The sequence below is a fragment of the Chloracidobacterium sp. genome (assembly GCA_025057975.1).
Taxonomy (GTDB): Bacteria; Acidobacteriota; Blastocatellia; order Chloracidobacteriales; family Chloracidobacteriaceae; genus Chloracidobacterium.
The window spans coordinates 79,865-105,161 of the sequence record JANWUV010000006.1 but is presented as its reverse complement, the minus strand read 5'-3'; the positions used below and the strand labels follow the sequence as shown (position 1 = coordinate 105,161).

Sequence of the window (25,297 nt, the reverse complement as noted above, 5' to 3'; positions counted from 1 at the left end):
GGGCAAACTCAGGCAAAGGTAATCGTTAGCGTATCGCCGCTGTAATCCGCACCAACAGCCTCCTTACTCCGCACTTCGGCCGGCAGTAGCACATTCCGCTTGAAGTGGCCGATTTCGAGAACAAGCTCGCCGGCCCGTGTCACCAGATCAAGCCGGTCAAGTTCCAGATTGGGCAGTTTCAACTTCAGGGCGTATTGCCCGTCAGCGGCGCTCTCTAGTGTCATCAGCGGAGACGGCGTTGCTTGCGCTAGAGGGTCATGGGTTTTGAAGACTTGCTCCGCCAACGCCGTCAGCGCCGTGATCCCAATTGGCTCCGCCAACTGGTTTGGAATCTCCACAACCGGCAATCCGTTCACCTTGGAACGGAGAAACTCAAGCGCCGCTCGTTCCTCCGCCGCGCCCCGAACACGATTGACAAACACGCTCTCAACGGGACACTCATACAAGTAATGATATGTCACCAGCCGCAACCCATCTTTGACGGCGATTTGTTCCGGCCGCGTCACCAAGCGATGGGAAGTGATTTCTGGGTTGGTTAGCGCCGCGCGCATTTCACCAACGCGCCTGCTGATTTCAGGAAGCATGTCCATCGGGTTACGGTTGGGAAACAACGCCTGCATGACTGGCGTCGCCAGCAGCGCTAAACGGCGATACCAAGTCTCAATGCTGGAAAGAATCCACTTGAGACCTTCCGGCCCGGCCAGCAATGTCATCATACCGGCGGTGGGCGGTGTATCCACAACAACGACCTCGTATTGCGCCTCACTAATGGCCCGCCAGATTTCTGTCATGGCGGTCAACTCTTCTAAAGCCGGAAACAAAACGACCTCTTGGACATAGGCCGACTTACCCGTGCCGATGCCGCGCAAAATGGTGGCAACGTAGTCCTGAATCTGCGACCACTGCGCGCGCATTTCCGCCAGTGCGCTAACTTCACGCCCATCAAGATTGGGGACAACGGAAGTAGGCGTGTGACCGACGGCGACGCCCAGAATATCGCCAAGATTGTGTCCGGCGCTGACGCTCATGAGCAGCGTCTTACAACCGCGTGCGGCGCACGCGAGCGCCGTCGCCGCCGCGAGCGTCGTCTTACCGACCCCGCCCTTGCCGAAGTACGTTATGATCCGCATAGAACTTTTTTCCTTAGAACGAAAAGGACTTTGGATAAAAAAGACCGCATATTTGGCCGCCAACGATAGGCGGTTCAGTGGCGGAACGCCACACAACAGCGCAGAACGCCGCTGCCTTTCAGTCCCACGAGGTTCAACGCCTTCGTTCTATCTGTCCGCCGGTGAAGCAACAGCCTACACCTTCCGTCGCCGCTGTCCTGATTGCCCGTAACGAGGCCGCCCGGCTACCGGCGGCTTTAGCGTCTGTCGCTTGGGCGGATGAGCGGATTGTCGTGGTGGACGCGGCGACCACCGACGCAACAGAGGAGGTCGCCATCGCCTGCGGTGCGCGCGCCGTACGCCACCCGTTTACTAACTACGCTGCACAGCGAAATTTCGGCGACACCCTGACAACCTGTGACTGGATCTTTTGCCTGGATGCCGATGAACGTGCCACGCCAACGCTGGGCGCTGCCGTCCGCCGCGCCATCGCTGCGCCAGGGCCATATGTCGCGTTTACTGTTCGCCGGCGCAACCGCTATCTTGGGCGCTGGGTTCGGTACGGCGGCTGGTATCCCGACCGACAGTTGCGACTTTACCGACGCGGGGCGGGCCAGTGGCGCGGCGAGTTTGTCCATGAGTCTTTCGAGCCGACCGGGCCGACGGGACGGCTGGACGGCGAAATTGAGCACGAAGCCATCAACTCGCTGGCTGAGCATCAGGCCAAAACGAACCGCTACACTGATCTGGCGGCGCAGGAGCTACGGGTGGGTGGGCGGCGCATACCGTTGTGGAAACTGCTGCTCTGGCCGCCCGCGACGTTCTTCAAGACGTACGTCATACAGCTTGGTTGCCTTGACGGCTTCGCTGGTCTGTGCATCGCATGGTTTGCGGCGCACTATGTGTTTTTGAAGTACGCCAAGGCGCGGCTGCCCGGCGACTAAGAAGCCAGCAAAGGGGGTCACTGCGTGATGACGAAGACAATTACCGCAGGCTTGTCGGCGCTCCCAACGATGGAGAACCGTCAAAGCCGAATACGACGGAGAAGACGCCTTGGCTGATCGGCTCAGACCGCCGCGCGAGCCGTTTGGCGGCGATTGAACCAGTAGAGCGGCAGCCCAAGGGCGATGATGCCTAATCCGATCCCCGACGACACCGGACTGGTTAGCAGCGTATTGATGATGAGCCATCCAGCTACGGCGAGAAATGCCAGCGGGACCAATGGATAGCCCAGCGTCCGGTAGGGGCGTTCCGCTTCCGGCTGCGTCCGGCGCAAGACAAACACCCCCGCCGTCGCCAGTGCGTAAAACACCCACGAGGCAAACACAACGTAGTCGGTCAACTGATCAAACGTCCCCGACACGGCTAAAATACAGGCCCACAACGCCTGCGCCGTCATAGCCCACGCCGGCACGGCGGCGCGGTTGAGCCGCGCAAAACTTGCAAAAAACAGACCGTCGCGCGCCATGGCGTACGGTACGCGCGCATTGGTCAGAATCGAGCCGTTGAGCGCGCCCAAACTCGACAGCACAAACGCCGCCGACACCAACCGCGACCCGCCGTCGCCGAGAAACGTCTCAACGGCTTTGGTCGCCACCGGCGGCGCGTCAGGATAGGCTGTCGAGTTGGCCGTCACAATCGCACTCATCGGCAGGGCGTAGCAGTAAGCCACGTTCGCCAAGCCGTACACCGCCAGTACAATCACCATCCCGATGATCAGCGCGCGCGGTATATTCCGTCCGGGGTCGCGCACTTCGCCTGCCGCCATCGGCAAATTGTTCCATCCGTCGAAGGCCCACAGCGCGGCCAACATTGCCGCTCCAAAGGTCGCTGCACTGATAGTCGCTGGACAGTCAGAAACCCAAAGATTCGCCCAGTTTCCCGTCCGCGAACCAAACAACACGCCGCCGACAATCATGACAATCGCCGCCACCTTGACAGCCGTTAGGAATGACTGCGCCCGACCGCCGATCACGACGCCCAAACCGTTGAGAATCGAGAAAACAATAATCGCGCCAATCGCCGTGACCTGCTGCGCGCCGAACCGCCACGAAACTTCCACCCCAAAGATATGAAAGGTGGGCGCGTACCACGCTGCGCCGTAGTCCACAAGACCGCCCAGAAAAATGGAAAAGCCGACGCCATAGATGGCAATCGAGCCAGCGGCCGCAACCGTGAACCGCATCCAGCCGTAAAGGAACGCTGGCAGGTCGCCGTAAGCGGCGCGTAAAAACACGTACTCCCCGCCGGCGCGCGGCAGCATCGCCCCCAGTTCGGCGTACGTGAGCGCCCCGGCCAACGACAGTAATCCGGCTGCAACCCACGCGGCCAGCACAGCCAAGGGTGAGCCAAGGCTCTGTCCCATAACGGCGGTTTTCAAAAACACTCCAGTGCCGATGATCGTACCGACGGTCAACGCCAGCGCATCGGTCAGCGTCAATTCACGCCGAAGTTTGGGTTCCTCAGTCATCGGGAATGCGCTTGGGGCGCGTCCGCCCGGCCGCAGCCGAACGCCAAACGGTCGGTTGTGCCGCTGATTGAAAGAAGATTACAAAGTAAAGGCGCACGCACATTACCTCGATTGCCCGACAAATCAAGCGCCAATGTCCACTGCCCGCCCCATTCATCATTTCACGCCACTTTTTCTCCTCATCGGACTTGCCCTGCTAGGGCCCGCCAGGATGGTCTCACACGCCCAACGCGCGACCCCGGAAGCGCCGCCTGTCCAGTGGACACGCATCAATGACTTCGATACGCAGCACGTCGCGCTCGACCTACACTTTGATTGGAAGACGCAGAAAGTCGGTGGTGCAGCGCGGCTGACGCTCAAGCCCGTCCGGTCGGACTTGTCCCGCCTTGTCCTGGACGCCGGAGAACCGATGCGCGTCTTTTCCGTCAAAACCGAAACCGGCGCCGCGCTTGACTACACCCACAACAAAGCGGCTGAAAAGCTCATCATCACCCTTGATCGTCGCTATCGCCGCGACGAGCCGCTGACGCTAGAGATTGCCTATGAAGCGACAGCGACACCCCCCAAAGGCGGCTTGTTTGGCGTCTTCGGTACGGGCCTGACCTTCATCCAGCCGACGCCGGAACGCCCAAACCGTCCGCGTCAAATCTGGTCGCAAGGTGAAACCGAGTACAACCGCAACTGGTTTCCATGCTTTGACTTCCCCAGCGACAAGTTTACCTCCGAGCTGCGCGCCACGGTTGAAACCTCATACATCGTGGTAAGCAACGGGCGGCTGGTTGCGGATACCGACAACGGTGACGGCACGCACACCGTTCACTGGCGAATGGAACAACCACACGCCAGTTACCTCCTCGCGGTCGCTGTCGGCGAATACCGTGTCATTGAAGGCGAGTACGACGGCATCCCTGTTCAATCCTACGTGTATCCAAACCGGTATGAAGACGCCCGCCGCGCCTTCGCCAACCTGCCGCACATGATGGCCTTTTTCTCTCAAGAGACCGGCGTGCGCTACCCCTACGCCAAGTATGCCCAGACGATGGTGGCCGAGTTTGGCGGCGGAATGGAAAACATCACAACCACGCATCTTTCCGACGCCATGCTGCCCCGACGCAACGAACCGCTGGATGGCGTCGAATCCCTTCAGGCGCATGAGTTGGCGCACCAGTGGTTTGGCAATCTTGTCACTTGCCGCGACTGGTCGGAAATTTGGCTTAGCGAAGGCTTCGCCACGTATTTTGAGGCGCTCTACATGGGCGCACGCTTCGGCGAAGCACGATTACGCTCGATCATGGAGGAGCACCACGCAACCTACCACACCGCTTGGAACCAAGGGCGACAGCGGCCGATTGTGACGCGCCGCTTCACGCACCCGGACGAGTTGTTCGACGCCTACGCCTATTCGCGGGGCGCGCTCGTCTTGGATATGCTGCGCTATGTCGTCGGCGATGAAGCTTGGCGGCGCGGCGTCGCCCTTTACCTAACCCGCCACCAGTTTCAGAACGTCGAAACCCACGACTTCCGTCGCGCCATGGAAGACGCCTCTGGGATGGGACTGGATTGGTTCTTCGACCAGTGGGTATATCGGATGGGCCACCCGGTCTTCACCGTCTCCCACCGGTACAGCCCAAAACGCAAGCGGCTCACGGTGACGATTCGACAGTCGCCAGCGCGCGGCCTACGGGGCGGTTTTCCGCAGGCGGAGTTCTTCCGAACGCCAGCCGATGTTGAGATTGTGTGGGCCAACGGCGTCAGCCGGCTTCGGTGGATGATTGAGGCGCAGGCGGAGCAGTCCTTCTCGGTCGAAGCGCCGACGCCGCCGCGGGCTGTTCGCTTCGACCCCGATCACCGGCTCATTCGGGAACTTGCAGGAGAGCCGACGGCGACGCGCGCCGACCAACAGGGTGACTTGGAAGGCCGGTTTCAAGCGACGGCCGGCTGTCAGTGCTGTCAGCAGGGGCGGCGGCAACGCGCATCGGCGACACCCGGCTGGGGCGGTTTACACACCGCCGCATGCAATCCACACGCAGGTCGTGTAGGCTTCCCGTACACTCATTACCGTGAGGATTAGGGCATGAGCGAACCCAAGTCACTCGACGAGCAGCTGACGCAACTCGAAGAGGAAATCCGTCGCCTCAAAATCGAGTTTGACGTGTATTTCAACGGCGGCCGCGACCGCCCGCCCTACGATACAAAGTGGCGCGTGGAAGCGATGATTAAGAAGCTGGAGGAAAATCGCTCGATGCGGTTTCACCAGCGATTCCGCTTCAATCAGATTACGGCGCGCTTTGTGGCGTTCCGGCGGCTCTGGGATCGAACGATCAAAGACCGAGAGGAAGGTCGCGACCTCCGCGCTCAATATCTAGCCAACTTCCGGGAGAGTGAAGAAAAGCGCCGTGAGGCGTTCAGTGAAGCCATTGACGAGCTCGATGTAGACGCCGTGTTTAGTGATTTTCTGCGGAATCCACTTCCGCCGCGCTTTGAACCGACGACGGTGCAGATTAGCCGCAATGCTCCGCAGGAGCAACAGGAAGCCAACATCCGCAAGCTCTACGAAAGCCTGCAAAACGCTAAGCGGACGGTCGGCGAGGCCAACACCACTACCTATGAGCAGTTTCGCCAGATTGTCGTCCAAAACGCCCAGAAACTCTGCGCTGAACGCAACACGTCGCAAGTCAGTTTCACTGTGGACATTGTGGACGGCAAGGTAAAGTTCAAAGCCAAGTAACCCTCAACGCAACGTCACCGCTCCACTATGGCTGCCCAACCCGACGGCGCATCGCGTGCAACTGATCGGACACAGCTTGCCTCATCTGCCGCCCCGCCAGCGCCGACCGAAGCTTCGGCGGCGGGCGCTCACTCTGCTACTGCCACACCGGGCGCGACTTCGGCGCAGACGATTCGCTTTGGGACTGGCGCGATGCCGGAGTCGTCTGTCCCGGACATCACTATTCGCGCCGGCGCTCCCCCGACGCAACCGGTCAGCGGTGAAACTTCCCCGCCCCGCCAACGCCCGGTGGAGGGGCTGGCGGTGGGTCAGCGTTTTCAGGGCAAGTACGAAATCCTGCGTCTACTCGGCGTCGGTGGGATGGGACGCGTCTATCAAGCGCGTCACTGCGAACTGGAGACGCTGGTTGCCATCAAGATCATGGCAAGCACCCTGTCAAGCGACCCCGAAGCGGTCGAGCGCTTCAAACGCGAAGCCAAGGCGATGGCGCGCGTCCAGCACCCAAACGCTGTGCGCGTCATTGACTATGGCGTGGAACAGGGTGACTGCTACCTGATTATGGAGTTTTTGCAGGGCGAAACGCTGCGTGAACGACTGGCGCGCAAGGGTCGCCTGCCGCTTGAAACACTCGTCCGCTACGCTGAACAGGTTTTCGCGGTGCTGGAGTTCATGCATCGCCGGAACATCACACACCGCGACCTCAAGCCGGACAACATCTTTCTGGCGCGCTCTGAGGTAAACGGCGAGGAAGTCGTCAAGGTGCTCGACTTTGGCATCGCTAAAATCCAGACTTCCACGGTCGCCAACATGACGACTGAAGGGACGATGATGGGGACGCCGCGCTATATGTCCCCGGAACAGTGCCGGGGCGGCGCCATTGATGGACGCGCCGACCTCTACTCGATGGGCGTCGTGCTGTATGAGATGTGCGCCGGCCAGCCGCCCTTCGACGGTGACAGTCCGATTACCGTTGCACTCAAGCACCTCAACGAGCCGCCGCCGCCCCTACGGGAGCGCAACCCGGAGATTCCCGAAGCCGTGGCGGCTGTCATCCACAAGGCGCTAGAGAAGTCGCCAAGTGACCGTTTTCGTACGGCGCAGGAATTTTCACAGGCATTGTTGGCGGCGGCGAATCTCACGCCGCGTGTGCTGCCTGACGGCCGCACACTTCCCCCAGACAACCCCAGCGAACTCGCCGACACACTCAAACCAGCGGCGTCCCCGGTCTCCAAGGGAGAGACGCGGGCTTATGGTAGTGGGCTGCCGCTTGACGAAGCGGTTTCCAAACGCTCCACTTGGTTGCTATACGCCGTGGCGGGCGTCGCCGTCCTGAGCTTCCTGATCGGCGGCGTCCAGCTTGCCGGCTGGTTGAATCTGCGTCCAACGCCGGCGGCGACGCCGCGGCCTTCCGAACCAGCGATTCCAAAGTCGCTTGAAAACTTCGTGTTCATCCCAGCGGGGACGTTTTCGATGGGACGCGATCTGGGCGGCGATGAGTTCACGGCGGATAAGCGCGTGCCGTTAGATGAAACCCCGGCCCACACGGTTTCCGTCGGCGCGTTCTATCTGGCCAAGTACGAAACAACCAACGCCGAATACAAACGGTTTGTTGACGCGACTGGTCATCCGGCTCCGCGCAGTTGGAAGCAGGGAAGCTATCCGCCCGGACAGGATGATTTTCCCGTCACAGAGGTGTCATGGAACGACGCCCGCGCCTACTGTGAATGGCTGACCAAAACCAACCCGGACGGCATGACATTTCGCCTACCGACAGAAGCGGAGTGGGAATACGCAGCACGCGGTACGGATGGACGCATCTTCCCATGGGGCAGCTTCTGGCGTGACGGGATGGCCAATACTCGGCAGGCCATCAACACGGCTCAGGTCCTGTTGTTGCCGGTCAACGTCGAGCCGAACAATACCCGCGACAAAAGCGCCTTCGGTGTTTTTGGTATGGGCGGCAACGTCTGCGAGTGGACGGCATCCGATTTTACTGTCTATCCGGGCAGCGATTACCGCCCTACCGGACGCGATTTGGAGTGCAAGGTCTACCGTGGCGGACACTTTGCCTCACCGTTGTCCGATGCGGAGGCTACCAGCCGCAAATGGAGACTGCCTGACACTACCCGCGAGTTTTTGGGATTTCGCGTTGCAGCTACCCCGCCCAAATCATGAAACGCCGATCCGTCTTGCTTTTGTTGGTCATCGCTGTTGGCGCGGGCGGTTGGCGCGCCTCGGCCCAGAAAGACGCTGGTGTGATTATTGAGAAAAAAGTGAAGACGGCGACGTATCGGCCCCCTTCGGTCGGTACGCTGGTGCTAGCGACCAACACCCCCACCGGTGAAGTATTTCTCAACGGCCAACTTGGCGGACGATTGACCGAAGCCAAGTTCACGAAACGACTAAGCCCCGGCCGTTATCGGCTGGAAGTACGCGCCGCCGACCACCTGCCGTTCACCCGCGAAGTCACGATTGCCGCCGGGCGGTCGGAAGCGATCATTGCTGAACTCAAACCGAACTTCGCCACCTTATCGCTGCCGAACCTACGCCTGCGGCCGACGCCCAAACCGACGGTTCTGGTGGATGGACGACCTTTAGACGAAACACGGTGGCGACTGGATGGCCGGCGACTGGAAGCGCGTATCAGCCCGCCGGGAACACGCCGTGTACAGGTCAGGCAGGGCGCGCGGGTTGTTTATGACGCCACCCTCAACTTGGAAGCCACTGCCGCCAAAGTTGAAATCGCCGAGCCGCCCAAGGCGATTCTCCGCATCGAGTCATTGCCGACGGCGCGCGTTTACGCCGACGACGTCTACTGCGGGGACATTTCACCCGACGGCACACTGGTCATCGAACAACTTTCCCCTGATGAAACACACCGGCTGCGGATCGAGGCTGAACGCTACCGGACGTTCGAAACTGACCTGACTGTGACGACCGAGCAGCCGACGGTTCTCCGCGCCAAACTAGAGGCCATCATTGAGTTCGCCGACAACTTTGCCAACCTCTACAAATGGGACGCGCCGACCGGCTGGGCGGTGGAACAGCAGTTGCTCCGCGTCAGCGGGCCATCCTTCGCCGTTGGATTGCCGAAGGATGTCGGTTTTCGCGGTTGCGAAATCAACTTCGACCTGCGGATTGCGCAGGGGCGGCGGGCGGCGTGGGTGGTGCGCGGACGCGACGAACGCAACGGGTATGTGTTTATCTTGGAAGCCCCAACGCCGACAACAAGCCGGATTGACACGTACCTCTATCGAGATGGCGTGCTGGGAACGCCTGTACAGAGCGACCCCCTACCACTGCGGCTTGAGGCGCAAAAATGGAATCGCATCCGCATCATTGCCCGTGACAACAAAATCAGCCACCTCGTGACGCCCGCTGACAGCCCGGATGAAATTTCCGTGGCGCTGTTCCAGGACCGCGACAAGCTGTTTCCGTACGGTGCGGCCGGGTTCGCGTCACTGCCGGATGCGGTTTTTTACATCGGCGGCTTCGTCGTTTGCCCAGAAGGGGCGACTTGCCGACCGGAAATCAGGTAAAACCGCCCTGCCAACGTCATACCCAAGACGGCGGGAGAAACCACAGATGGGGCTTCCCGACGTGGCAGTGCAGCGCCCGTGCGATGAGATTGCCCCACGGCATCGAAAGCCAAAACGTCAGTCGTGGCAACGGCAACATCGGCTTACCGACCTCCTGCAAGGTAGGTTTCAATGTGCGCCAAACGAGCGTCGAGGCTAGGAAGCGGATGGAACACCTGCTGTTTGACGCCGACGATGTCCGGCTGGGCGCGATTGATCGTCGCCAGCGTCATCAGGGTTTCACGCAGCACCTGCGGGTCGCCGCCGTTGTCGAGGTAGAACCTGTCCGCCGCCAACACGCTGCGGCGTCCCAGCGCGGGCAGGACAAACAGCCCGGCGAAGCTCCACCACGTCATGGCGACCGCCGTCACGAGCAAATCCGCCGGGCTTCCGGTCGCCGTTTGATCCGTCAGCGCCGCCGCGAAACCCAAGCCGACAGCCAACCAAAGACTTGAAACAACGATGCCCAGCGTTCGGTGACCGGTTCTAAGGTGTCCGATTTCACGCGCCAGCAGGCACGCTGTCTGTTCCGGCCGCAACTTCTCAAGCGTCGTTCGGCTTAGCCACAGGCGTGTCGTCGGCCCCCATCCCACAAGGCCGCCGTTGACAGCTTCATCATCGTCGCCGGTAAAAACGGCCGTCTTGGGCAAGGCGGCCCTAAGCGCGGCCGGCAGGGCGGTGAGGATAGGCTGCGCTTCAGAAGCGTCGAAGGGACGGAGACGGACGACAGGTGGCAGCAGAAAAGGCTGCAAGAAGGCCAGCGCCAAAGACCCAACCGCAACGACGCCGGCCGCCGCCCACTCCCAATCCGTCGGCAGCCATTCACGCAGTCGCCAGAGCGCGGTCAGTCCCAAAACAAACATGATGCCCTGACCGCCGACGCCAATCAGGTACGCTGTCAGCCATTGCCGTAGCGTACGGCGCGTCATACCGAAGCTGCGTTCGGCCGCCCAACCGGTCAGCAACTCAAAGGGGAAGTTCAACGCGGCGTGAACGGCGTAGAAAACCCCATAGCCGAACGCCGCCGTCCACAGCGACGAACGGCCTTCAACACCCAGCGCCTGAAACAAGGCGACATGCAGACCGGCCAATACGAAGACGGTGAAAAACAGCAGGTTCCAGCCAATCGAGCCGATGCCGCTCCAGAGGCGAAAATCTTGGTAGGCGCGCCCCGCCGCCGACAAAGCCGTTTGGTTCGTCATAGAACAGTGATGCAAAGGCTGCACAGGGATGGCGCAAGGAGGGAGACGCGCATCTTCACCCGTCAGGCGTCGCCGCGCAATTCGGCTTACCCGACGCCGACCGGACGGGGTAAGGAGCGCCCCGTGCCGCCCGCTGGGTGGTCAAGCTCGGCTCAGCAATGGCATGGTTGTACGACGGCGCACACTTGACGCATCAACTTCACCATCTCACGAAAGGCACTCCTCGACGTTCGTATGTCCTCGCTGCGGCAGGCCATCCTTGTTGCAACCTTTGGCGGCCCTGATGTGCTCCGCCTTGTCACCGAAGAAACACCCAGCCTTGCGCCCGGTATGCTGCGCGTTGCGGTGGAAGCCATCGGCGTCAACCGGGCCGACATCCTGCTGCGCACCGGAGCCTACCACGGCGTACGTCCGCCAGCGCGGCCGGGTCTTGAAGCGGCCGGCGTCGTGCTGGAATCACAATCGGCGGCATTCCCAGTTGGCAGCCGCGTGGTCATTTTCGGCAACCGTACCGGCCTCTACGTCACTGAAGCCGTCGTGCATGAATCCGAAGTCACCACCGTCCCTGAATTAGTCGCCACAACAACCGCCGCCGCGCTGCCGGTCAACTGGCTGACGGCGTGGTACTGCCTGCATCGCCTCATTGACCTGCGTCCCGACGACACGCTGCTCGTCCCAGCTGCCGCAAGCGGCGTCGGCGCGGCGGCGGTTCAGTTGGCGCGGAAGGTCGGCGCGCAGGTTATCGCGGCGGCGAGCACGGCGGAGAAACTCGCCTTTGCTGCGCGACTCGGCGCAAACGTGACGGTCAACTACGCCGAACTTGACCTTGTGGAAGCCGTCCGGGACATCACCAATGGCCGGGGCGTAACGGCGTTTCTTGACACCGTTGGCGGACAAACCTTCGCCGATGGCCTCAAGGTGTTAGCCCCGTTCGGGCGCGTTGCGGCTTTGGCGAATGTGACGCTAGAGCCGTCACTCATCAACGTGCGGGATTTTTATCCGAAAAACGCCCGGATTTACGGCTTTCAGTTGGGCAACCTGATGGCGGCCGGGCGCTACCCGGAAGCGCGCGCCGACCTTGAGGCGATTCTAGCGCGTGTGGCGGAAGGCGCGTTTACCGTCCCAATCGCGCACACCTTTCCGCTGGCGGAAGCGGCGGCGGCGCACCGGCTGCTTGAAAGCCGCAGCGTCCTCGGCAAGCTTTTGCTTGTCAACGCCGCGCACACGCCGGGCTAAACAGGCGGGCAGCATAGGCCCCTCCCTGCCAGTGGCGGGCAGGCGACCAGCGGCTGTATGGCCCAAGTCACCAGCGCATGGCCCGAAAAGCCGGCATGCATGAAGCGCATTGTAACGGCAGAATGGTAACGGCCACCCAAACCCATTGATGCGGTTCACGCTAAGCGGATGCGTCGCCCGCCCAAGCGGGAAAGCAGTCTGGGTCGGCTCACTTAGCTTGGAAAAACCTGTGCGCCCATGGCGGCGTGCTCAGCGAATGTGGAACACGCTCTGTACGACTTCGCCGTTGACCAACTCAGCTTTGCGCCACGAACTGTTGTCGTTGAGCCGAATCCACCGGCGCTCGTTGAGCATGTAATGCCAGTCGGTGTCGTTCTGGTAAAAAATCTGGCTTGTTCGGCATTCGAGAATGTTGAGGATGCCGTTGTCGTGGTAGTTCTGCTCGTCAAAATCGGTGATGGCTTTTTGCCCCATTTCGGAATATATCTCGTTGAGTTCGATAAGCAGATCATTGAGTTCGGGATCAAGTTCGCGGGCATTGAGGCCAATGCGCTGTGCTTCGCGCAAGGTGATGGGATAAATGTGCGATGGATACTCCGCGTTGAGCGTATGGCTAATCGCCTTAGCCTTCTCCATGTCGTCCATATGGTACGACAGAATCTCTGTACACAACCGCATGGAAAGCGAACTGGCTCGGTCAACTGCGCCAATCACCAGCGGATGGACGTATTTGAAAATCTCTTCGTAGGGGTTCTTTGTTTCCCCACGCGATTCCTGTCGCCATAGAGTCAGAATGCGGTTGAGTTCGTCGGGGCTGACGCGCACGCGCAGGTTGTCTTTGTCAATGGGCGACAGATCGTGCGTCAGCGCCGTGTCCACCGCCGACAGGTGCGCCAGCGGCCCCATCAAGATTTCATCCGCGCCCAGCGCAATCATCGTCGCCGCCGACAAACAGGCTAACGGCACGGCGACCGTGACGTGCGCGGCAAACTGACGCAGAAGATGCACAATCCGCAGCGACGCCGTACCGTCGCCGCCGTCCGACTTGATGAACAGCGTCACTCGATCCTGCTTGCCAATACCCCGCAGCAACTCGTAAAACCCAACGACATCATTCTGGCAAACCGACCCGCCAGGCGAGTTCCAGTACACTAAGAACGTCTCGCCAATCTGCGCCTCGATGCGTTTGACAATTGCTTGCGTCTGCGCCAGCAGAATCGGCGGACGCACCAGCTCCGGGACTCGTTTGGGTTTGCCGGCAGGCGCCGCCACCGTTTCCCGTGTTTCAAGCGATCCGTCCGTGTCGGCCATACGACCAAAGCCCCCTTCCGACTGAAATCGCGAAGCGAAGCGTGCAGCAAGCGTTCACACGCTTAGGCGTCTCCCGCCGGCCGCCACCGTTTTTCAACCGCTTGCTTAAGCAACGGCATTTTGTTTCGTACGTCGCGTTCGGCAATCAAGCGCCCAACGGCCTTCCACCCCACCAGCGTCAGAAAATCCGGCTCGTAAAAGACCATTCGGTTGTGAACGTCCGTCCGCTTGCCGCGCGGGATAAGCGTCCAGATGTCTTCACCTGACATAGCTCCCACGAAGCGACTGACCAGACGAGTCGCTTCCTGATGGATAATCTCGTACTCCACTGGGTCGAGGCCGTGCGCCACAAACTCGACCCGCAGCTTCGCCCCGACGCCGTGTTTTTTACGGCCGATGCGCGTAACGCGCGCCTCCGTCGGCGACCACAACGGCAGCAGGTGCGGTTCAACAAGGTATGGGAAAATGGCTTCCGGCGTCGCCTGAATCGTCACCCGACCTTCTAGAACGTCCACAGTACGCACACGCAACGCTCATCCTTGGGACAAAGTGCCCGACGCGGCGCTATCTTGGCACGACTTCACGGAACACCAAAACCAAAAAGCACCGGCATGCAAGGGCCGAAAAAATGCCTTGCAGATTGCCCTGCAAGGCCTCAAAACTGAGGAGGACGCGGAGGTTTTGTAGCTTAGGTCATCTTGACGACGTTTTCCGCCTGTGGCCCCTTGGGTCCGTTCACAATCTCATACTCAACGATCTGGCCCTCGCTGAGCGACTTGTAGCCGTCCTCTTTGATGGCCGAGTAGTGAACAAAGACGTCATTGCCGCCTGGATTTTCAATAAATCCATAACCCTTACTGTTGTTGAACCATTTGACCCTGCCGGTGGTACGCGACATCGGGGACTTCCTCCCGAAAGAAATACAGTTGACGATACGCGGTTGAGCAACTCGCGCCGCCTCACAACTCTCGCCGCTGGCGCACTTCGCGCTTCAACGACTGGGTGACGGCGGCCGGATTCAGTCAGCGGCAGGCAGGTTGTGTGTGAGGTGAGGCTGAAGGTAACGGTTGAAAACGTACACGTCAATACGTTTGTAAGTCGCAAAACAAAAAAAGACCGTCCGCCGTTGGCGGCCAACGGCGGGCGGAACGATTGACATTGCCTTGCGGCTTAGAAACCGAGAAAGGCGGCCAAGAAGGTAAACAGCACCAGTGTTTCGATGAGCACCATACCAATGAGCATGGTCGTAAAGATACGCTGACCGGCGCCCGGATTGCGTGCCGTACCTTCGCAGGCGGCAGCAATGGCATTACCGTCACCCAACCCGCAGCCGACGGCGGCGATGCCAACGGCCAGTGCGCCAAGCGTGATCTTGTACGTGCCGCCGCCTGTGCCATCGGCGGCCAGCGCCGGAAATGACATCGCCATCAAGAACGACGCCGTAGCCAAGGTTTTCAGGAAAAGTTTTTTCATCATGTGCGTGTCTCCAGAGAGGTGAGAAGTGGCGAGGTTACGGCGCCCGGCCCGCACTCGTTAACGCCAATGAGTGCCGCGTGTCCGGGATTGCAGCCTGCTACGTTGGGCGCGCAGCGTTCCAGCAACACGCGAAAAAGCGAATGCGCACACGAGGGCTAAGACGTGGCGCCAAGGAAAAAGCCTGACCGGATGACATTGCAATCAAAAACGCCTTTAGCGTGGCGCGCCGCCAGCGACCGTCAGGCGTGAGCGTGTTCATCACCATGGCCGTCATGCGGCACGGTTTCACTCAAGTAGATGATCGCCAGCTGAACAAAAATAAACGTCTGCACCACGGCGACGAACGTTCCCAGCAGCATAGGAAACACCGGAAGCAGAATTTTGTAGATTGTCCCGAACGCGACGCCAAGTTGTTCGTCCACAAACATGTTGATCATGAGGCGCAGGGCGAGGGTCACCGGGCGAATGGCGTTGCTGAACATTTCAAAGACGAAAATGATGCCGCCCATGATCGCCATCAGCCCGGCTGTTAGCCCGCCCGTGAAGTGCTTCAGGTAGCTGAGGCCTTGCTGCGCAAAGCCCATAAACATGTAGTAGATGAACGTCATCAGTCCGAGCGCCAGTGTGACGTTGAAGTTGGCCGTCGGCGACTCGAACAAGGGGAAAAGTCCCATCAGGTTCGAGGTCAAAATGAGCGCGGCTAGCGGCAGCAGGTAGCTCAGATACTTGAAGCCGTACGTCCCAGTAGCCTGCTCCACCATGTCACGCACTTGCAGAACGATGATTTCAACGATCTGCTGCCCGAAGCTCGGTTTGTCCACGGAAGGCTTGCCGACCAGCAGTTTGCAGCCGACCACGCAAATGACGGCGGCGATGAGCAGCATAATGACGTGACCGGGCAGCTCCTTGTCGGACAGGCCCGTCAAGTGATGGATTTGTTCAACGAGCCACGGATGCGGATGCGCCACGCCTTCATCCGCCAGAGCAAGGAAAACAGGAAAACAGGTCGTGGACGGTGTCATACGGATGGCTCACGTCCCGAAGTTACGCGGCCGGCGCGCGGTCGCCCGTACCACAGTTGTACGCAGGCTTCCACCACGACGGCCAGCGGCAGTGCAAAGAGTCCGCATACTATGGCAACCGCTGCGACGGACGCAACCTGCATGGCTAGCCAGATGACCGCGCCGAGGATCACCCAACGGAGGAAGAACTTCGCCATTTGAAAACGCGAGGGCTTGCCGCCGCCGGCCGTCGTCGCCGCGACGATGGCGCGCAGGCTGGCGCGCATCCACAGAAAGTTGAGGTGAGCAAGCAGGCCGCCGAGCGCCACGCCAACGCCGACGCTCCATCCGGACCTTGCCCCTACAGCCAGCGCTGCTCCGGCCGTGACGGCGAGCGTCACCCACTGGATTCGGCGCTCAATCATCGGCGGGCTGACCACTGGCGGGACATCTTCCGCAAACAAGGCCTCGGACGACAGTTTGGTTTGAGGCGACGGTTCGGACAAAGGCATGCAACCTATGCTGACTCAGAAGAAGACGACGCTTCGCTTGGGCGGCGCAAGCCGAACTTTTCCAGTCGGTACTGTAATGTGCGGAAGGTCAGCCCAAGGAGTTTGGCCGCACGGGTGATGTTCCAATCGGTTTTTTCCATTGCCTGCAGAATCAGCGACCGCTCAACTTCCTCAAAGGAGATGCCTTCGGGTGGAAGCCGAAATTGGAAGGGCTGCGCCGGCGCGGCGTCCGGCAGGCCGGCCGCCTGCCGGATTTCAACCGGCAGGTCTTCTACGCCGATTGTCTCACCTTCACACAAGAGGGCCGCTCGCTTGAGCGCTGATTCCAGTTGGCGCACGTTGCCAGGCCAGTCGTAGGCTTGCAGTACACGCAGCGCCTCAGGCGTGATGGCGTAGCGCATTGCGCCGCGTGACTGCCGCGCCAGAAAACGCTCCACCAGCAGCGGAATGTCGTCGCGCCGGTCACGCAGCGGCGGCAGGTGAATGGGGATGACGTTGAGGCGGTAGTAGAGGTCTTCGCGGAAGGTTTTCGCCTTCACCATGTCTTCCAGCGGCCGATTCGTCGCCGCGATGACGCGGACATCTACCTTGACGACTTTGGTTGAGCCAACCCGCTGTACTTCCCCTTCTTGGAGAGCGCGCAGGAGCTTGGCTTGCAAGGTGACGTTGAGTTCACCGATTTCGTCCAGAAACAGCGTTCCTCGGTCGGCGACTTCAAACAGCCCCTTCTTTTCAGCGACGGCGCCGGTAAACGCCCCCTTTTCGTGACCGAAAAGCTCCGATTCAAGCAGGTTTTCGTTGATGGCTGCGCAGTTGACGACGTAAAACACCGCGTCGGCGCGTGGGCTGTGCCGATGCAGGGCGCGGGCGACAAGTTCCTTTCCAGTACCGCTTTCACCCCGCACAAGAACGGTTTCTTCGGAAGCCGCCACCTTGAGAATGATTTTTTTGAGCTTTTGCATCGGCTCACTGTCGCCTATCAGCGCGTCGTCCAGGGCATCAAGGCGGGCAAGCGCCTGCGCCACAACGGACAGCAACCGTTCACGGTCAAGCGGTTTTTCAAGGTAGTCCACGGCTCCGAGGCGCAGCGCATGTTTGACGGATTCAATCGAGCCGTGCGCCGTCATGAGGATGACCAGTTGCGAAGCATCGGCCTGCATCAGGGCGCGGAGCAGGTCGAGTCCGCTTTGCCCGCCCATTTTCAAGTCAGTGAGCACCAAGTCGAAACGTTCGACTTTGGTCATGCGCAGCGCGGCTTCGGCGCTTGGCGCGGTCGCCGTCCGATAGCCTTCCGCGGACAAAATCATGTCTAGGATGTCGCGCTGATTTTTTTCGTCGTCCACGATGAGGATGCTGCGTTTCGTCGGCATCGTTTTTTGGTCGGCGTCAGAAAGCCACTGATGACGTTTCCCAGCGATGGCTCTCACGGAAAGTCAAACTACCCGGCCGGCTTCTGGAGAAACCGGCGGCACGGCGACAGTTTTGCCCACATCTTCGGAAAACGACTTCGAAAAAAGGTCGGCGATGGTTCTTTCAAGGCAACCGAGCCGGTTTGACTTACCCGTTGCCATCTCCGCCAAGCTCGCTCCTCTCGCCAAGCCTCGGAAGCCTACCCGCTCACCGAGGAACTTCTGGCGCTAGCGACGCTTCTACAGCCTCCGCCGCATGGATGACGGCCGTCTCGCTCGCTTCCCGGTCGGTCGCCAGTTCATCGCAGGCATAGAGCGCCAAGCCGTGTTCGAGAATGTCCCGCAAGGGCACGAAGGCGTCGCTCCCATCGGGCAACCGGGTATAGAACCTGTGGTCAAGCGTGCAGCGCAACGTCCGCCCGTCCTCCAGTTCGACTTCGACGACTTCCTTTTCGCCAGTCGGAAACGCCTCCACCAACTCGTTGACGACCACGGCGCGGCCGTCCCAACTGTAGGTCTTGAACGGCTCACCGACGCGCTCCACATCGCGCTCGGCCAAGGCCGCCACCGTCAGCAACTCGCCCGTTAGGGCGTCGCGTACCGTCGCGTCGCCCGTGACGCACTTGTTGAAGGCGTAGTCGGCGAAACCTTCAAGCTGTTGCCAGAGTTTTTCAAGTTTGGCGCGGTCATGCCCGCGCTCGACGGCTTGGGCAATGAACTTCGCCTTGTGGGCGTCGAGTTCCTCGCGCTTTTTCTTGCCCATGGCGCGGCGCACAAGGTCGGCTTCGCCAAGCGAATAGCCGGCCAGACGCTGAAAAATCGCCATGATCTGTTCTTGGAACACCGGCACGCCGTAGGTGCTCTCCAAAACGTCTTGCAGTTCCTTGAAATCGTACGTCACACGCCGCCGTCCGTGTCGCCGCTCGATGTAGTCGTCCACCATGCCTGAATCTAGCGGCCCGGGCCGGTACAGCGCGTTGAGTGCGACGATGTCGTCTAAGCTGCTCGGTTTGAGCCGGCGGGCGATCTCACTGATGCCGTCGCCTTCAAACTGAAACACGGCGTCCGTCGCGCCGTCGCTGAACATTTTGAGGGCCGCTGGGTCGTCGGTTGGAATCGTCGTCAGGTCGGGACGCACGCCGGTCTCCTTCTCGATGCTGGCCAGACAGTCCTCGATGATGGTCAGCGCCGTCAGCCCAAGGAAGTCCATCTTGAGCATGCCGGCCTTTTCGAGGTCGTTCATGTTGTACTGCGTCGCCGTGACTTCGACTTCTCCACGTTCGCGGTCGCGGGTCTTGGTTTTGAAGACCGGCACGAGTTCGTGTACGGGACGCGGCGAAATCACCACTCCGGCGGCGTGAATTGAGGAGTGCCGTGCGCCGCCTTCCAAGCGCCGCGCCAGATCAATCAATCGCTTGACCTCCGGCCGCCGGTCATAGGCTTCCTTCAGTTCCGGGACCATCTTGAGGGCGTCGGCGATGGCGACATTGCGCCCGCGCTGCGGCGGCGGAATGAGCCTGGCGATCTTCTCGACCTCCGGGTAGGGCATTTCCAAGACGCGCCCGACATCCTTAATGACCGCCCGCGAAGCCATTGTGCCGAACGTCGCAATCTGCGAAACGTTTTCGCGCCCGTAAAACTGACTGACGTACTCAATGACCGCGCTACGCCCACGCATGCAGAAATCCACGTCAATGTCGGGCAGCGAGACGCGCTCCGGGTTGAGGAAGCGCTCAAAGAGCAAATCGTGGGCGATGGGGTCAACATCGGTAATGTGCAAAGCGTAGGCGACCAGCGACCCAGCCGCGCTGCCTCGTCCAGGGCCGACCGGAATGCCGCGTTCGCGGGCGTGCCGGATGAAATCCCAGACGATGAGAAAATAGCCCTCGTAGCCCATGCGTTCGATGACGCTGATTTCGTACTCCAGTCGCGCCTGATACTTCGCCGGGTCGGCCGGTTGGATGCGGCGCAGCCGTTCTTCCAGACCACGCCGTGTCACGCTTTCAAAGTAACTGGTCAACGTAAAGCCTTCCGGGACGGGAAACACCGGCAAGTAGTTCGGAGCTTTACCGAACGCAAACGTACACATCTCAGCGATACGCACCGTATTGCGCAGCGCCTCTGGGTTTTCATTGCCCCACAGGGCCCACATCTCCTGTGGGCTTTTGACATAGTGGTCGGGCGAGTAATGAAAGCTCGCTTCGCGCAGCGATTTGCCAGTTTTCAGGCACAACAAGACGCGATGGGCTTCGTGGTCGGCCGCCGTGAGAAAGTGTGCGTCATTGGTGACAACCAGCGGGATGTCCAAGCGAGCGGCAATCTCGGTCAATGCGCGGTTGACCTTGGTTTGGTCGTCTTCAAGGCCGCGATGCCACTGGAGTTCAAGGAAATAGCGCCCACGCCCAAAGATTTCGTTGTACTCGCCGATCTCGCATTCAGCGCGATCCTGCTTGTCGCGCAAGATGAGCGACGCCGGAACGCCGGACATACAAGCCGAGAGCGCCACCAAGCCTTCGCGGTGCGCGTGCAGCACTTCCTTGTCAATACGCGGGTTGTAGTAGTACCCCTCGGTGTAGCCAAGCGACGCCAGCCGGACGAGATTCTTGTAGCCCGTTTCATCCGTCGCTAGCAGGATGAGGTGGTTCGTCCCACGTTCGCCGTCCGCGTCGGCTTTGCCTCGGTCATGGCGCGACCCGCGTGCAACGTAGGCTTCCATGCCAATGATGGGTTTGACGCCGACCTTGTTCATGGCGTTGGCGAAGCCCATTGCGCCGAACATATTGCCGTGGTCGGTCACGGCTACCGCTTTGAAGCCCATCCGTTGGGCTTGTTCCGCCAGCGCGCCGTGCTGGATGGCGCCGTCGAGCAAGCTGTAGTCGGAGTGCAAATGCAAGTGAACGAAATCCTGCGTCGCCATATGTCGAGGTCGTCCCGCCTTGGATCCTGCGCAAATATGTCTCCCGGAGGGTGCTTACCAGTGAGGCTAACCACTTCCGCCGAGGGAATGCAAACCGCCTGCCGAGCGGACGGCCGCCTTGTGGTTTGGCCTGCATGTGGAAGCACCGGCTTGGCTGGTGGGCGCTGATAGGTCCACCTCAAACCTGCACGGGGCAGACAGCGACCATCGGCGACTAATCGAATTCGGTCACTCGCTTTGGAGTTATTCTTGCTTGAATGGAGTCGTACCCCTCCGGCGTGAACTGCATTCATTGAGGATTTGACGAATCCTGCTTACTACGCCTTCTCGAAGAGCACGTATCCATCGTCGCCCAGGTTGTGTTGGGGCGCTGTTGGGCCGGATTGGCGAAGATCAACTAACCCGGATTGCTTCGACCGGTCAACCTATTCTGACCACACACACCGGCTGCGGCGGAACATCGCCGGACGGTGGTTCCTCAAATCAGGCGTTGGTATTAGCCAAATTCGCCAGAAAGCTCACGTCAAGGTTGTGGCGTTTGAGTAGGTTTTCAAAGCCGGCCTTATCCACCGCTTTGATGTAGGCTTCCTGCGGCTCAACCCGCTTGTTTTTGACGTGATCAAGCAGAGCGTCGTTGAGCGTGACGTTCCCTTTAGCCTTGCCGGTTTGCATCGCCGATGGAATCTGGAAGGTCTTGCCTTCGCGGATGAGGTTGGCGATGCCGGTATCGCAAATCAGGGTTTCTAACGCCGCGATGCGCCCGCCGCCGATCTTCTTGCAAAGTGTTTGGGCGATGACGCCTTTGAGCGACTCCGACAGCATGACTCGAATCTGCGACTGGCGGTCGGCAGGGAACTGGTCAATGATGCGATCCACGGTCGAAGGTGCTGTCGAGGTATGAAGCGTCCCAAACACGAGGTGTCCGGTCTCGGCCGTCTCAATCGCAATCGAAATCGTTTCAAGGTCGCGCATTTCACCCACGAGAATGATGTCTGGGTCTTCACGGAGGGCGGCGCGCAGGGCGTCCTTGAATGAGTCCGTGTGCGTGTGAACCTCACGCTGGTTAATCAGACACTTCTTGTTTTCGTGGACGAACTCGATCGGGTCCTCAATGGTAATGATATGGTCGCGGCGGTGGCGGTTGATGAAGTCAATCAAGGCGCACAGCGTTGTGGACTTGCCGCTCCCGGTCGGGCCCGTCACCAACACCAACCCTTTGCTCAGGAAGCACAGCTTGAGAATTTCCTTCGACAACCCCAGCATTTCCGCCGTCAGAATCTTGCTGGGGATGACGCGGAAGACGCCCCCCATGCCCTTCCGATCCATAAAAATGTTGCACCGGAAACGGGCGGCGTCGCCGAACTCATAAGCAAAATCGGTGTCATGCCGCCGGTTGAATTCCTCGCGGTTTTTGTCGGGCATTAGCTCCCACAAAATCCGTTCAGTGTCGGCGGCCGTCAGCGGCTGTTCTTCATAGCCCGGCATGACCACCATATCGCCGTCCAGCCGGAGCATCGGCGGAACGGACGCGGAAATGTGCATGTCGGACGCCTTGAGTTCGAGTTGCTTCTCAAAAAGCTTGTCAATCTCAAGCGGTCCACGCTTGCGCAAGTGAACAGCCGGCCCCTGCCCAGCGGCCGGGGACGGCGCAGCAGCAGGAGCGACAGACGGCTGTGGCGTGGGCGGGGTCGGCGGGGGCGTTACCGTCGGCTGTTTCCCCGACACAGTCCCTGAAAACGCTGTCCCGGAAGAAGGCGTCGGCGGACGGGGTACAGTTCGTGTTGGCGGAATCGGCGGCGTCGGACGCGGGGGCGTGGCGGCCGGCGGAGGTGTAAACGTGCCGGACGAACGGGCGGCGGGCGGCGGTGGCATCGGCGCGCTCGGCGTGGCCGGCTTCGCCGTCACCGTCTCGACTGGTACGAAGCAAACCTTCATCCCTCCGCCTTCCTTGGTAATGCACACATCGAACGTACCCGCGCCGTTGACGCTCAGTCGAAAATTCGTCGTCGGTTGGCTCATCAGCGCCGTTTTCTTGTCATCCGGGATATGGGGCTGCAAGAGCCGGTAAATGTCAAACGGCGTCATCGGGTTGCGACTCAGCTCCGTTGCGCCGGATGAGTTGAACACGGTTGGCGCCTTTCCGGCCTGCAAAACAAGTTGTTCTGCGCCCGCCATGCGCGGATCCTTGAGCAGGCTTTCAATCGTCGCCGACATGGCGCATCCTCCCCAAAGACACGTTCCCGGTGGTAAAAGCAAACATCTTCAAAGCAAAACGTCGGTTGGCGGTCACAAATCTAGTCGGCGACCTACAGCGATGCAAGGTTGGATTGGCGTTCGTGAAGCATGTAACGGCATTTCCTTGCGTGCGTGTATAGTCGCCGTAGCATACGTTTCCAGGGAAAACAGAAAACGTGCGGAACCTCGCACTGCCGTCTATTCGCGCTCGGCTACAAAGCGGAAACGGCATCGCCTGCGGGGGAACTTACTGCTTTGAGGAGAACGGTCATCATGGGTGACGCCACAATCCATGGCGTGACAGGCGCTTTCTCAGTCTCAGGCGAAAGCGAACACACACACCCAACGCCCGCCCAGCGACTTTGGCGACTCTTGGCGCTGGATTCGCGCGATTTGCTGGCGATTCTCGCCTACACGACAGTCGCTGGGCTGTTTTCTCTCGCCGTGCCAATTACGGCTCAAGTGCTCGTCAACAACATCGCCCAAGGGCAATCCCTTCAGCAACTGGTGGTGCTGTCTTCGCTTGTCTTGTTTTTCCTCAGCCTGGCCGGCATCCTACGTCTCTTTCAACTGGTGTTGCTGGAACGGTTGCAGCAGCGGATTTTCGTCCGTGTTTCCATCAACTTGGGCAACCGCCTGCCGCGCGTGCAACTTGGCGCACTCACCGGCGAGTACGCCCCGGAACTGGTCAACCGCTTCTTCGATGTCATCAACATCCAGAAGGCTTTCGCCAAGTTGGCGTTGGACGGACTGGACGCCGTTCTCAAGGTTTTCGTTGGGCTGCTGCTGCTGGCGTTTTACAGCACCACGCTGCTGGGCTTCGACATCGCCGTAGTCGCCGCCGGGTTGTTCATCATTTTTGTGCTTGGCGTCAACGGTCTGCGAACAAGCATTCTGGAGTCCAAGAAAAAATACAAAGTCGCTGCGTGGCTTGAGGAATTGGCGCGCTGCCATGTCAGTTTCAAAATGAGTGGCACGCTTGACTTCCTCGCCGAACGCACGGACGCCCTTTCAGTCGCCTACGTCAAAGCGCGCCGCGCGCACTTCGCCGTGCTGTTCCGCCAAGCGGTGGGGAACTACTTCTTCTACGCGCTGGCCAGCGCCGGGATTCTGGCCATCGGCGGCTGGCTTGTCATCAACCGGCAACTGACTATCGGGCAGTTGGTGGCGGCCGAGATTGTCGTCGTTTCCGTCTTGGCTGGATTGGACAAAGTCATCAGCCAGCTTGAGCACGTCTATGACCTGCTGACGGCGCTCGACAAGGTGGGCCACGTCGAAGACCTGCCCATTGAGCGGACGACCGGCGTCGTCCTTCCGGTGTCGGAGGAAGGCGCGTCGGTGGTGTGTCGCAATGTGCGCTTCAGCTATCGCCCCGGCATAGAGGTGTTATCCGGTGTGGATTTAAGCGTGAAGCCGGGCGAGTGGGTCAGCGTCGTCGGGTTGAGCGGCGCCGGCAAATCCACTCTGATGGCGCTTATTTGCGGCCTGCTGGAGCCGTCTCACGGGACGGTTAAGATCAACGGCATTGACGTACGTGATGTCAATCTGGATGCGCTGCGGTTGGTCGTCGGCATGGTGGGCGACCGCGAAGAAATTTTTGAAGGGACGATCGAGGAGAACATTCGCGTCGGGGCGGACTGGCTGACCCAGGAGGACCTGCGCTGGGCGATTGACATGGTGCGGCTCACCGATGAACTGGCCGACCTGCCGCAGGGATTGCAAACCCCGTTGGTGAGCGGGGGATACAACCTCTCCCGTGGGCAGGTGCAGCGGTTGCTTTTGGCGCGCACTATTGCGCGGCGTCCGAAGCTGCTGATTCTTGATGAAGCTTTTAAGGGCATTGACGAGTGCACCAAGCTGAAAATTCTCGACGCCATTTACGACCGCGCTCACCGCTGGACGATTATTGACATCTCGCACGATTCTGAAGTCGTTATCCGGTCGTCCATCATTCACGTACTAGACAAAGGCGTGATTGTCGAAAGCGGCTCGCCCGAAGAGTTATCTTGGCGGCGCGGCGGCGCGTTTGCGTCGCTTTTCCCAGAGGTCTCACGCCAACTCGTCGGGAAGCGGCTGACGACGGGCAAAGGATAAGCCGCCGAGGCGCTTTCGG

The 25,297-nt window shown here is 60.1% G+C and carries 20 protein-coding genes; 7 read left to right on the top strand and 13 right to left on the bottom strand.

Translation table 11 applies throughout. The features are described from left to right. Nucleotides 1-8: 8 nt before the first annotated feature. Nucleotides 9-1,130: an ArsA family ATPase gene (locus tag NZ585_06890; protein ID MCS7079760.1), complete on the bottom strand. Its 1,122-nt coding sequence runs from the start codon at nt 1,128-1,130 to the stop codon at nt 9-11. Nucleotides 1,131-1,291: 161 nt separating this feature from the next. Here NZ585_06890 and NZ585_06885 point away from each other — a divergent pair, with 161 nt between their 5' ends. Continuing rightward, nucleotides 1,292-2,053 carry a glycosyltransferase family 2 protein gene (locus NZ585_06885; protein MCS7079759.1) on the top strand — a complete coding sequence of 254 codons (762 nt, stop codon included), beginning with the start codon at nt 1,292-1,294 and terminating at the stop codon, nt 2,051-2,053. Nucleotides 2,054-2,175: 122 nt separating this feature from the next. Here NZ585_06885 and NZ585_06880 read toward each other — a convergent pair whose 3' ends face one another. Continuing rightward, complete coding sequence (locus NZ585_06880) at nt 2,176-3,579, bottom strand: amino acid permease (GenBank protein ID MCS7079758.1); 1,404 nt, start codon at nt 3,577-3,579, stop codon at nt 2,176-2,178. Nucleotides 3,580-3,790: 211 nt separating this feature from the next. Between NZ585_06880 and NZ585_06875 the strand changes: the two genes are divergently transcribed. From NZ585_06875 to NZ585_06860, 4 genes are read left to right on the top strand one after another with little or no spacing between them, the layout of a single operon-like run. Continuing rightward, complete coding sequence (locus NZ585_06875) at nt 3,791-5,650, top strand: M1 family metallopeptidase (protein MCS7079757.1); 1,860 nt, start codon at nt 3,791-3,793, stop codon at nt 5,648-5,650. A 3-nt stretch (nt 5,651-5,653) separates the two neighbouring features. Then, nucleotides 5,654-6,307 carry a hypothetical protein gene (locus tag NZ585_06870; GenBank protein ID MCS7079756.1) on the top strand — a complete coding sequence of 218 codons (654 nt, stop codon included), beginning with the start codon at nt 5,654-5,656 and terminating at the stop codon, nt 6,305-6,307. A 27-nt stretch (nt 6,308-6,334) separates the two neighbouring features. Further along, the gene (locus NZ585_06865; GenBank protein ID MCS7079755.1) at nt 6,335-8,482 is read left to right on the top strand and encodes an SUMF1/EgtB/PvdO family nonheme iron enzyme; all 2,148 of its coding nucleotides are present in this window, start codon (nt 6,335-6,337) and stop codon (nt 8,480-8,482) included. After that, nucleotides 8,479-9,846, top strand: a complete 1,368-nt coding sequence (locus tag NZ585_06860) for a hypothetical protein (GenBank protein ID MCS7079754.1) — start codon at nt 8,479-8,481, stop codon at nt 9,844-9,846. The genes NZ585_06865 and NZ585_06860 overlap by 4 nt, the downstream gene beginning before the upstream one ends. Before the next feature lie 16 nt (nt 9,847-9,862). Here NZ585_06860 and NZ585_06855 read toward each other — a convergent pair whose 3' ends face one another. Beyond that, a complete protein-coding gene (locus NZ585_06855) occupies nt 9,863-9,985 on the bottom strand; it encodes a hypothetical protein (GenBank protein MCS7079753.1) in 123 nt (40 codons plus the stop codon). A gap of 4 nt (nt 9,986-9,989) precedes the next feature. Then, nucleotides 9,990-11,087 carry a M48 family metalloprotease gene (locus NZ585_06850; protein ID MCS7079752.1) on the bottom strand — a complete coding sequence of 366 codons (1,098 nt, stop codon included), beginning with the start codon at nt 11,085-11,087 and terminating at the stop codon, nt 9,990-9,992. Nucleotides 11,088-11,321: 234 nt separating this feature from the next. Between NZ585_06850 and NZ585_06845 the strand changes: the two genes are divergently transcribed. Continuing rightward, nucleotides 11,322-12,323 (top strand): zinc-binding dehydrogenase, encoded by a 1,002-nt coding sequence (locus NZ585_06845; GenBank protein MCS7079751.1) that lies wholly within the window; start codon nt 11,322-11,324, stop codon nt 12,321-12,323. Nucleotides 12,324-12,572: 249 nt separating this feature from the next. Here NZ585_06845 and NZ585_06840 read toward each other — a convergent pair whose 3' ends face one another. The 9 genes from NZ585_06840 to NZ585_06800 all read right to left on the bottom strand — a co-directional run bounded on the left by NZ585_06840 (nt 12,573) and on the right by NZ585_06800 (nt 23,163). After that, nucleotides 12,573-13,634, bottom strand: coding sequence for a hypothetical protein (locus NZ585_06840; protein MCS7079750.1), 1,062 nt, complete (start codon nt 13,632-13,634; stop codon nt 12,573-12,575). A gap of 62 nt (nt 13,635-13,696) precedes the next feature. After that, entirely contained in the window at nt 13,697-14,158 is a 462-nt protein-coding gene (locus NZ585_06835) for an SRPBCC family protein (GenBank protein ID MCS7079749.1), read from the bottom strand. A gap of 164 nt (nt 14,159-14,322) precedes the next feature. Next, nucleotides 14,323-14,532 carry a cold-shock protein gene (locus tag NZ585_06830; GenBank protein ID MCS7079748.1) on the bottom strand — a complete coding sequence of 70 codons (210 nt, stop codon included), beginning with the start codon at nt 14,530-14,532 and terminating at the stop codon, nt 14,323-14,325. A gap of 272 nt (nt 14,533-14,804) precedes the next feature. Beyond that, nucleotides 14,805-15,110 carry an ATP synthase F0 subunit C gene (locus tag NZ585_06825; protein ID MCS7079747.1) on the bottom strand — a complete coding sequence of 102 codons (306 nt, stop codon included), beginning with the start codon at nt 15,108-15,110 and terminating at the stop codon, nt 14,805-14,807. Between the two features lie 239 nt (nt 15,111-15,349). Then, nucleotides 15,350-16,132, bottom strand: a complete 783-nt coding sequence (locus NZ585_06820; protein ID MCS7079746.1) for a F0F1 ATP synthase subunit A — start codon at nt 16,130-16,132, stop codon at nt 15,350-15,352. Continuing rightward, entirely contained in the window at nt 16,129-16,623 is a 495-nt protein-coding gene (locus tag NZ585_06815; GenBank protein ID MCS7079745.1) for an ATP synthase subunit I, read from the bottom strand. Before NZ585_06815 ends, NZ585_06820 begins: the two co-directional genes overlap by 4 nt. Nucleotides 16,624-16,628: 5 nt before the next feature. Beyond that, nucleotides 16,629-17,993: a sigma-54 dependent transcriptional regulator gene (locus NZ585_06810; protein ID MCS7079744.1), complete on the bottom strand. Its 1,365-nt coding sequence runs from the start codon at nt 17,991-17,993 to the stop codon at nt 16,629-16,631. A 247-nt stretch (nt 17,994-18,240) separates the two neighbouring features. Beyond that, nucleotides 18,241-20,949 (bottom strand): DNA polymerase III subunit alpha, encoded by a 2,709-nt coding sequence (gene dnaE / locus NZ585_06805; GenBank protein MCS7079743.1) that lies wholly within the window; start codon nt 20,947-20,949, stop codon nt 18,241-18,243. A 483-nt stretch (nt 20,950-21,432) separates the two neighbouring features. Beyond that, on the bottom strand, nt 21,433-23,163 hold the full coding sequence (locus NZ585_06800; GenBank protein ID MCS7079742.1) for a type IV pilus twitching motility protein PilT: 1,731 nt from the start codon (nt 23,161-23,163) through the stop codon (nt 21,433-21,435). A 294-nt stretch (nt 23,164-23,457) separates the two neighbouring features. Here NZ585_06800 and NZ585_06795 point away from each other — a divergent pair, with 294 nt between their 5' ends. Next, nucleotides 23,458-25,278: an ATP-binding cassette domain-containing protein gene (locus NZ585_06795; protein ID MCS7079741.1), complete on the top strand. Its 1,821-nt coding sequence runs from the start codon at nt 23,458-23,460 to the stop codon at nt 25,276-25,278. Nucleotides 25,279-25,297 lie beyond the last annotated feature (19 nt).

Bases quoted from the DNA above. Each gene is read 5' to 3' on its own strand.
- NZ585_06865 (MCS7079755.1), top strand. From the start codon at position 6,335: ATGGCTGCCCAACCCGACGGCGCATCGCGTGCAACTGATCGGACACAG.
- NZ585_06855 (MCS7079753.1), bottom strand. From the start codon at position 9,985: ATGTTGCCGTTGCCACGACTGACGTTTTGGCTTTCGATGCCGTGGGGC.
- NZ585_06830 (MCS7079748.1), bottom strand. From the start codon at position 14,532: ATGTCGCGTACCACCGGCAGGGTCAAATGGTTCAACAACAGTAAGGGT.
- dnaE (MCS7079743.1), bottom strand. From the start codon at position 20,949: ATGGCGACGCAGGATTTCGTTCACTTGCATTTGCACTCCGACTACAGC.
- NZ585_06860 (MCS7079754.1), top strand. From the start codon at position 8,479: ATGAAACGCCGATCCGTCTTGCTTTTGTTGGTCATCGCTGTTGGCGCG.
- NZ585_06820 (MCS7079746.1), bottom strand. From the start codon at position 16,132: ATGACACCGTCCACGACCTGTTTTCCTGTTTTCCTTGCTCTGGCGGAT.
- NZ585_06795 (MCS7079741.1), top strand. From the start codon at position 23,458: ATGGGTGACGCCACAATCCATGGCGTGACAGGCGCTTTCTCAGTCTCA.
- NZ585_06810 (MCS7079744.1), bottom strand. From the start codon at position 17,993: ATGCCGACGAAACGCAGCATCCTCATCGTGGACGACGAAAAAAATCAG.
- NZ585_06870 (MCS7079756.1), top strand. From the start codon at position 5,654: ATGAGCGAACCCAAGTCACTCGACGAGCAGCTGACGCAACTCGAAGAG.
- NZ585_06800 (MCS7079742.1), bottom strand. From the start codon at position 23,163: ATGTCGGCGACGATTGAAAGCCTGCTCAAGGATCCGCGCATGGCGGGC.
- NZ585_06840 (MCS7079750.1), bottom strand. From the start codon at position 13,634: ATGGCCGACACGGACGGATCGCTTGAAACACGGGAAACGGTGGCGGCG.
- NZ585_06880 (MCS7079758.1), bottom strand. From the start codon at position 3,579: ATGACTGAGGAACCCAAACTTCGGCGTGAATTGACGCTGACCGATGCG.
- NZ585_06825 (MCS7079747.1), bottom strand. From the start codon at position 15,110: ATGATGAAAAAACTTTTCCTGAAAACCTTGGCTACGGCGTCGTTCTTG.
- NZ585_06875 (MCS7079757.1), top strand. From the start codon at position 3,791: ATGGTCTCACACGCCCAACGCGCGACCCCGGAAGCGCCGCCTGTCCAG.
- NZ585_06815 (MCS7079745.1), bottom strand. From the start codon at position 16,623: ATGCCTTTGTCCGAACCGTCGCCTCAAACCAAACTGTCGTCCGAGGCC.
- NZ585_06845 (MCS7079751.1), top strand. From the start codon at position 11,322: ATGTCCTCGCTGCGGCAGGCCATCCTTGTTGCAACCTTTGGCGGCCCT.
- NZ585_06850 (MCS7079752.1), bottom strand. From the start codon at position 11,087: ATGACGAACCAAACGGCTTTGTCGGCGGCGGGGCGCGCCTACCAAGAT.
- NZ585_06890 (MCS7079760.1), bottom strand. From the start codon at position 1,130: ATGCGGATCATAACGTACTTCGGCAAGGGCGGGGTCGGTAAGACGACG.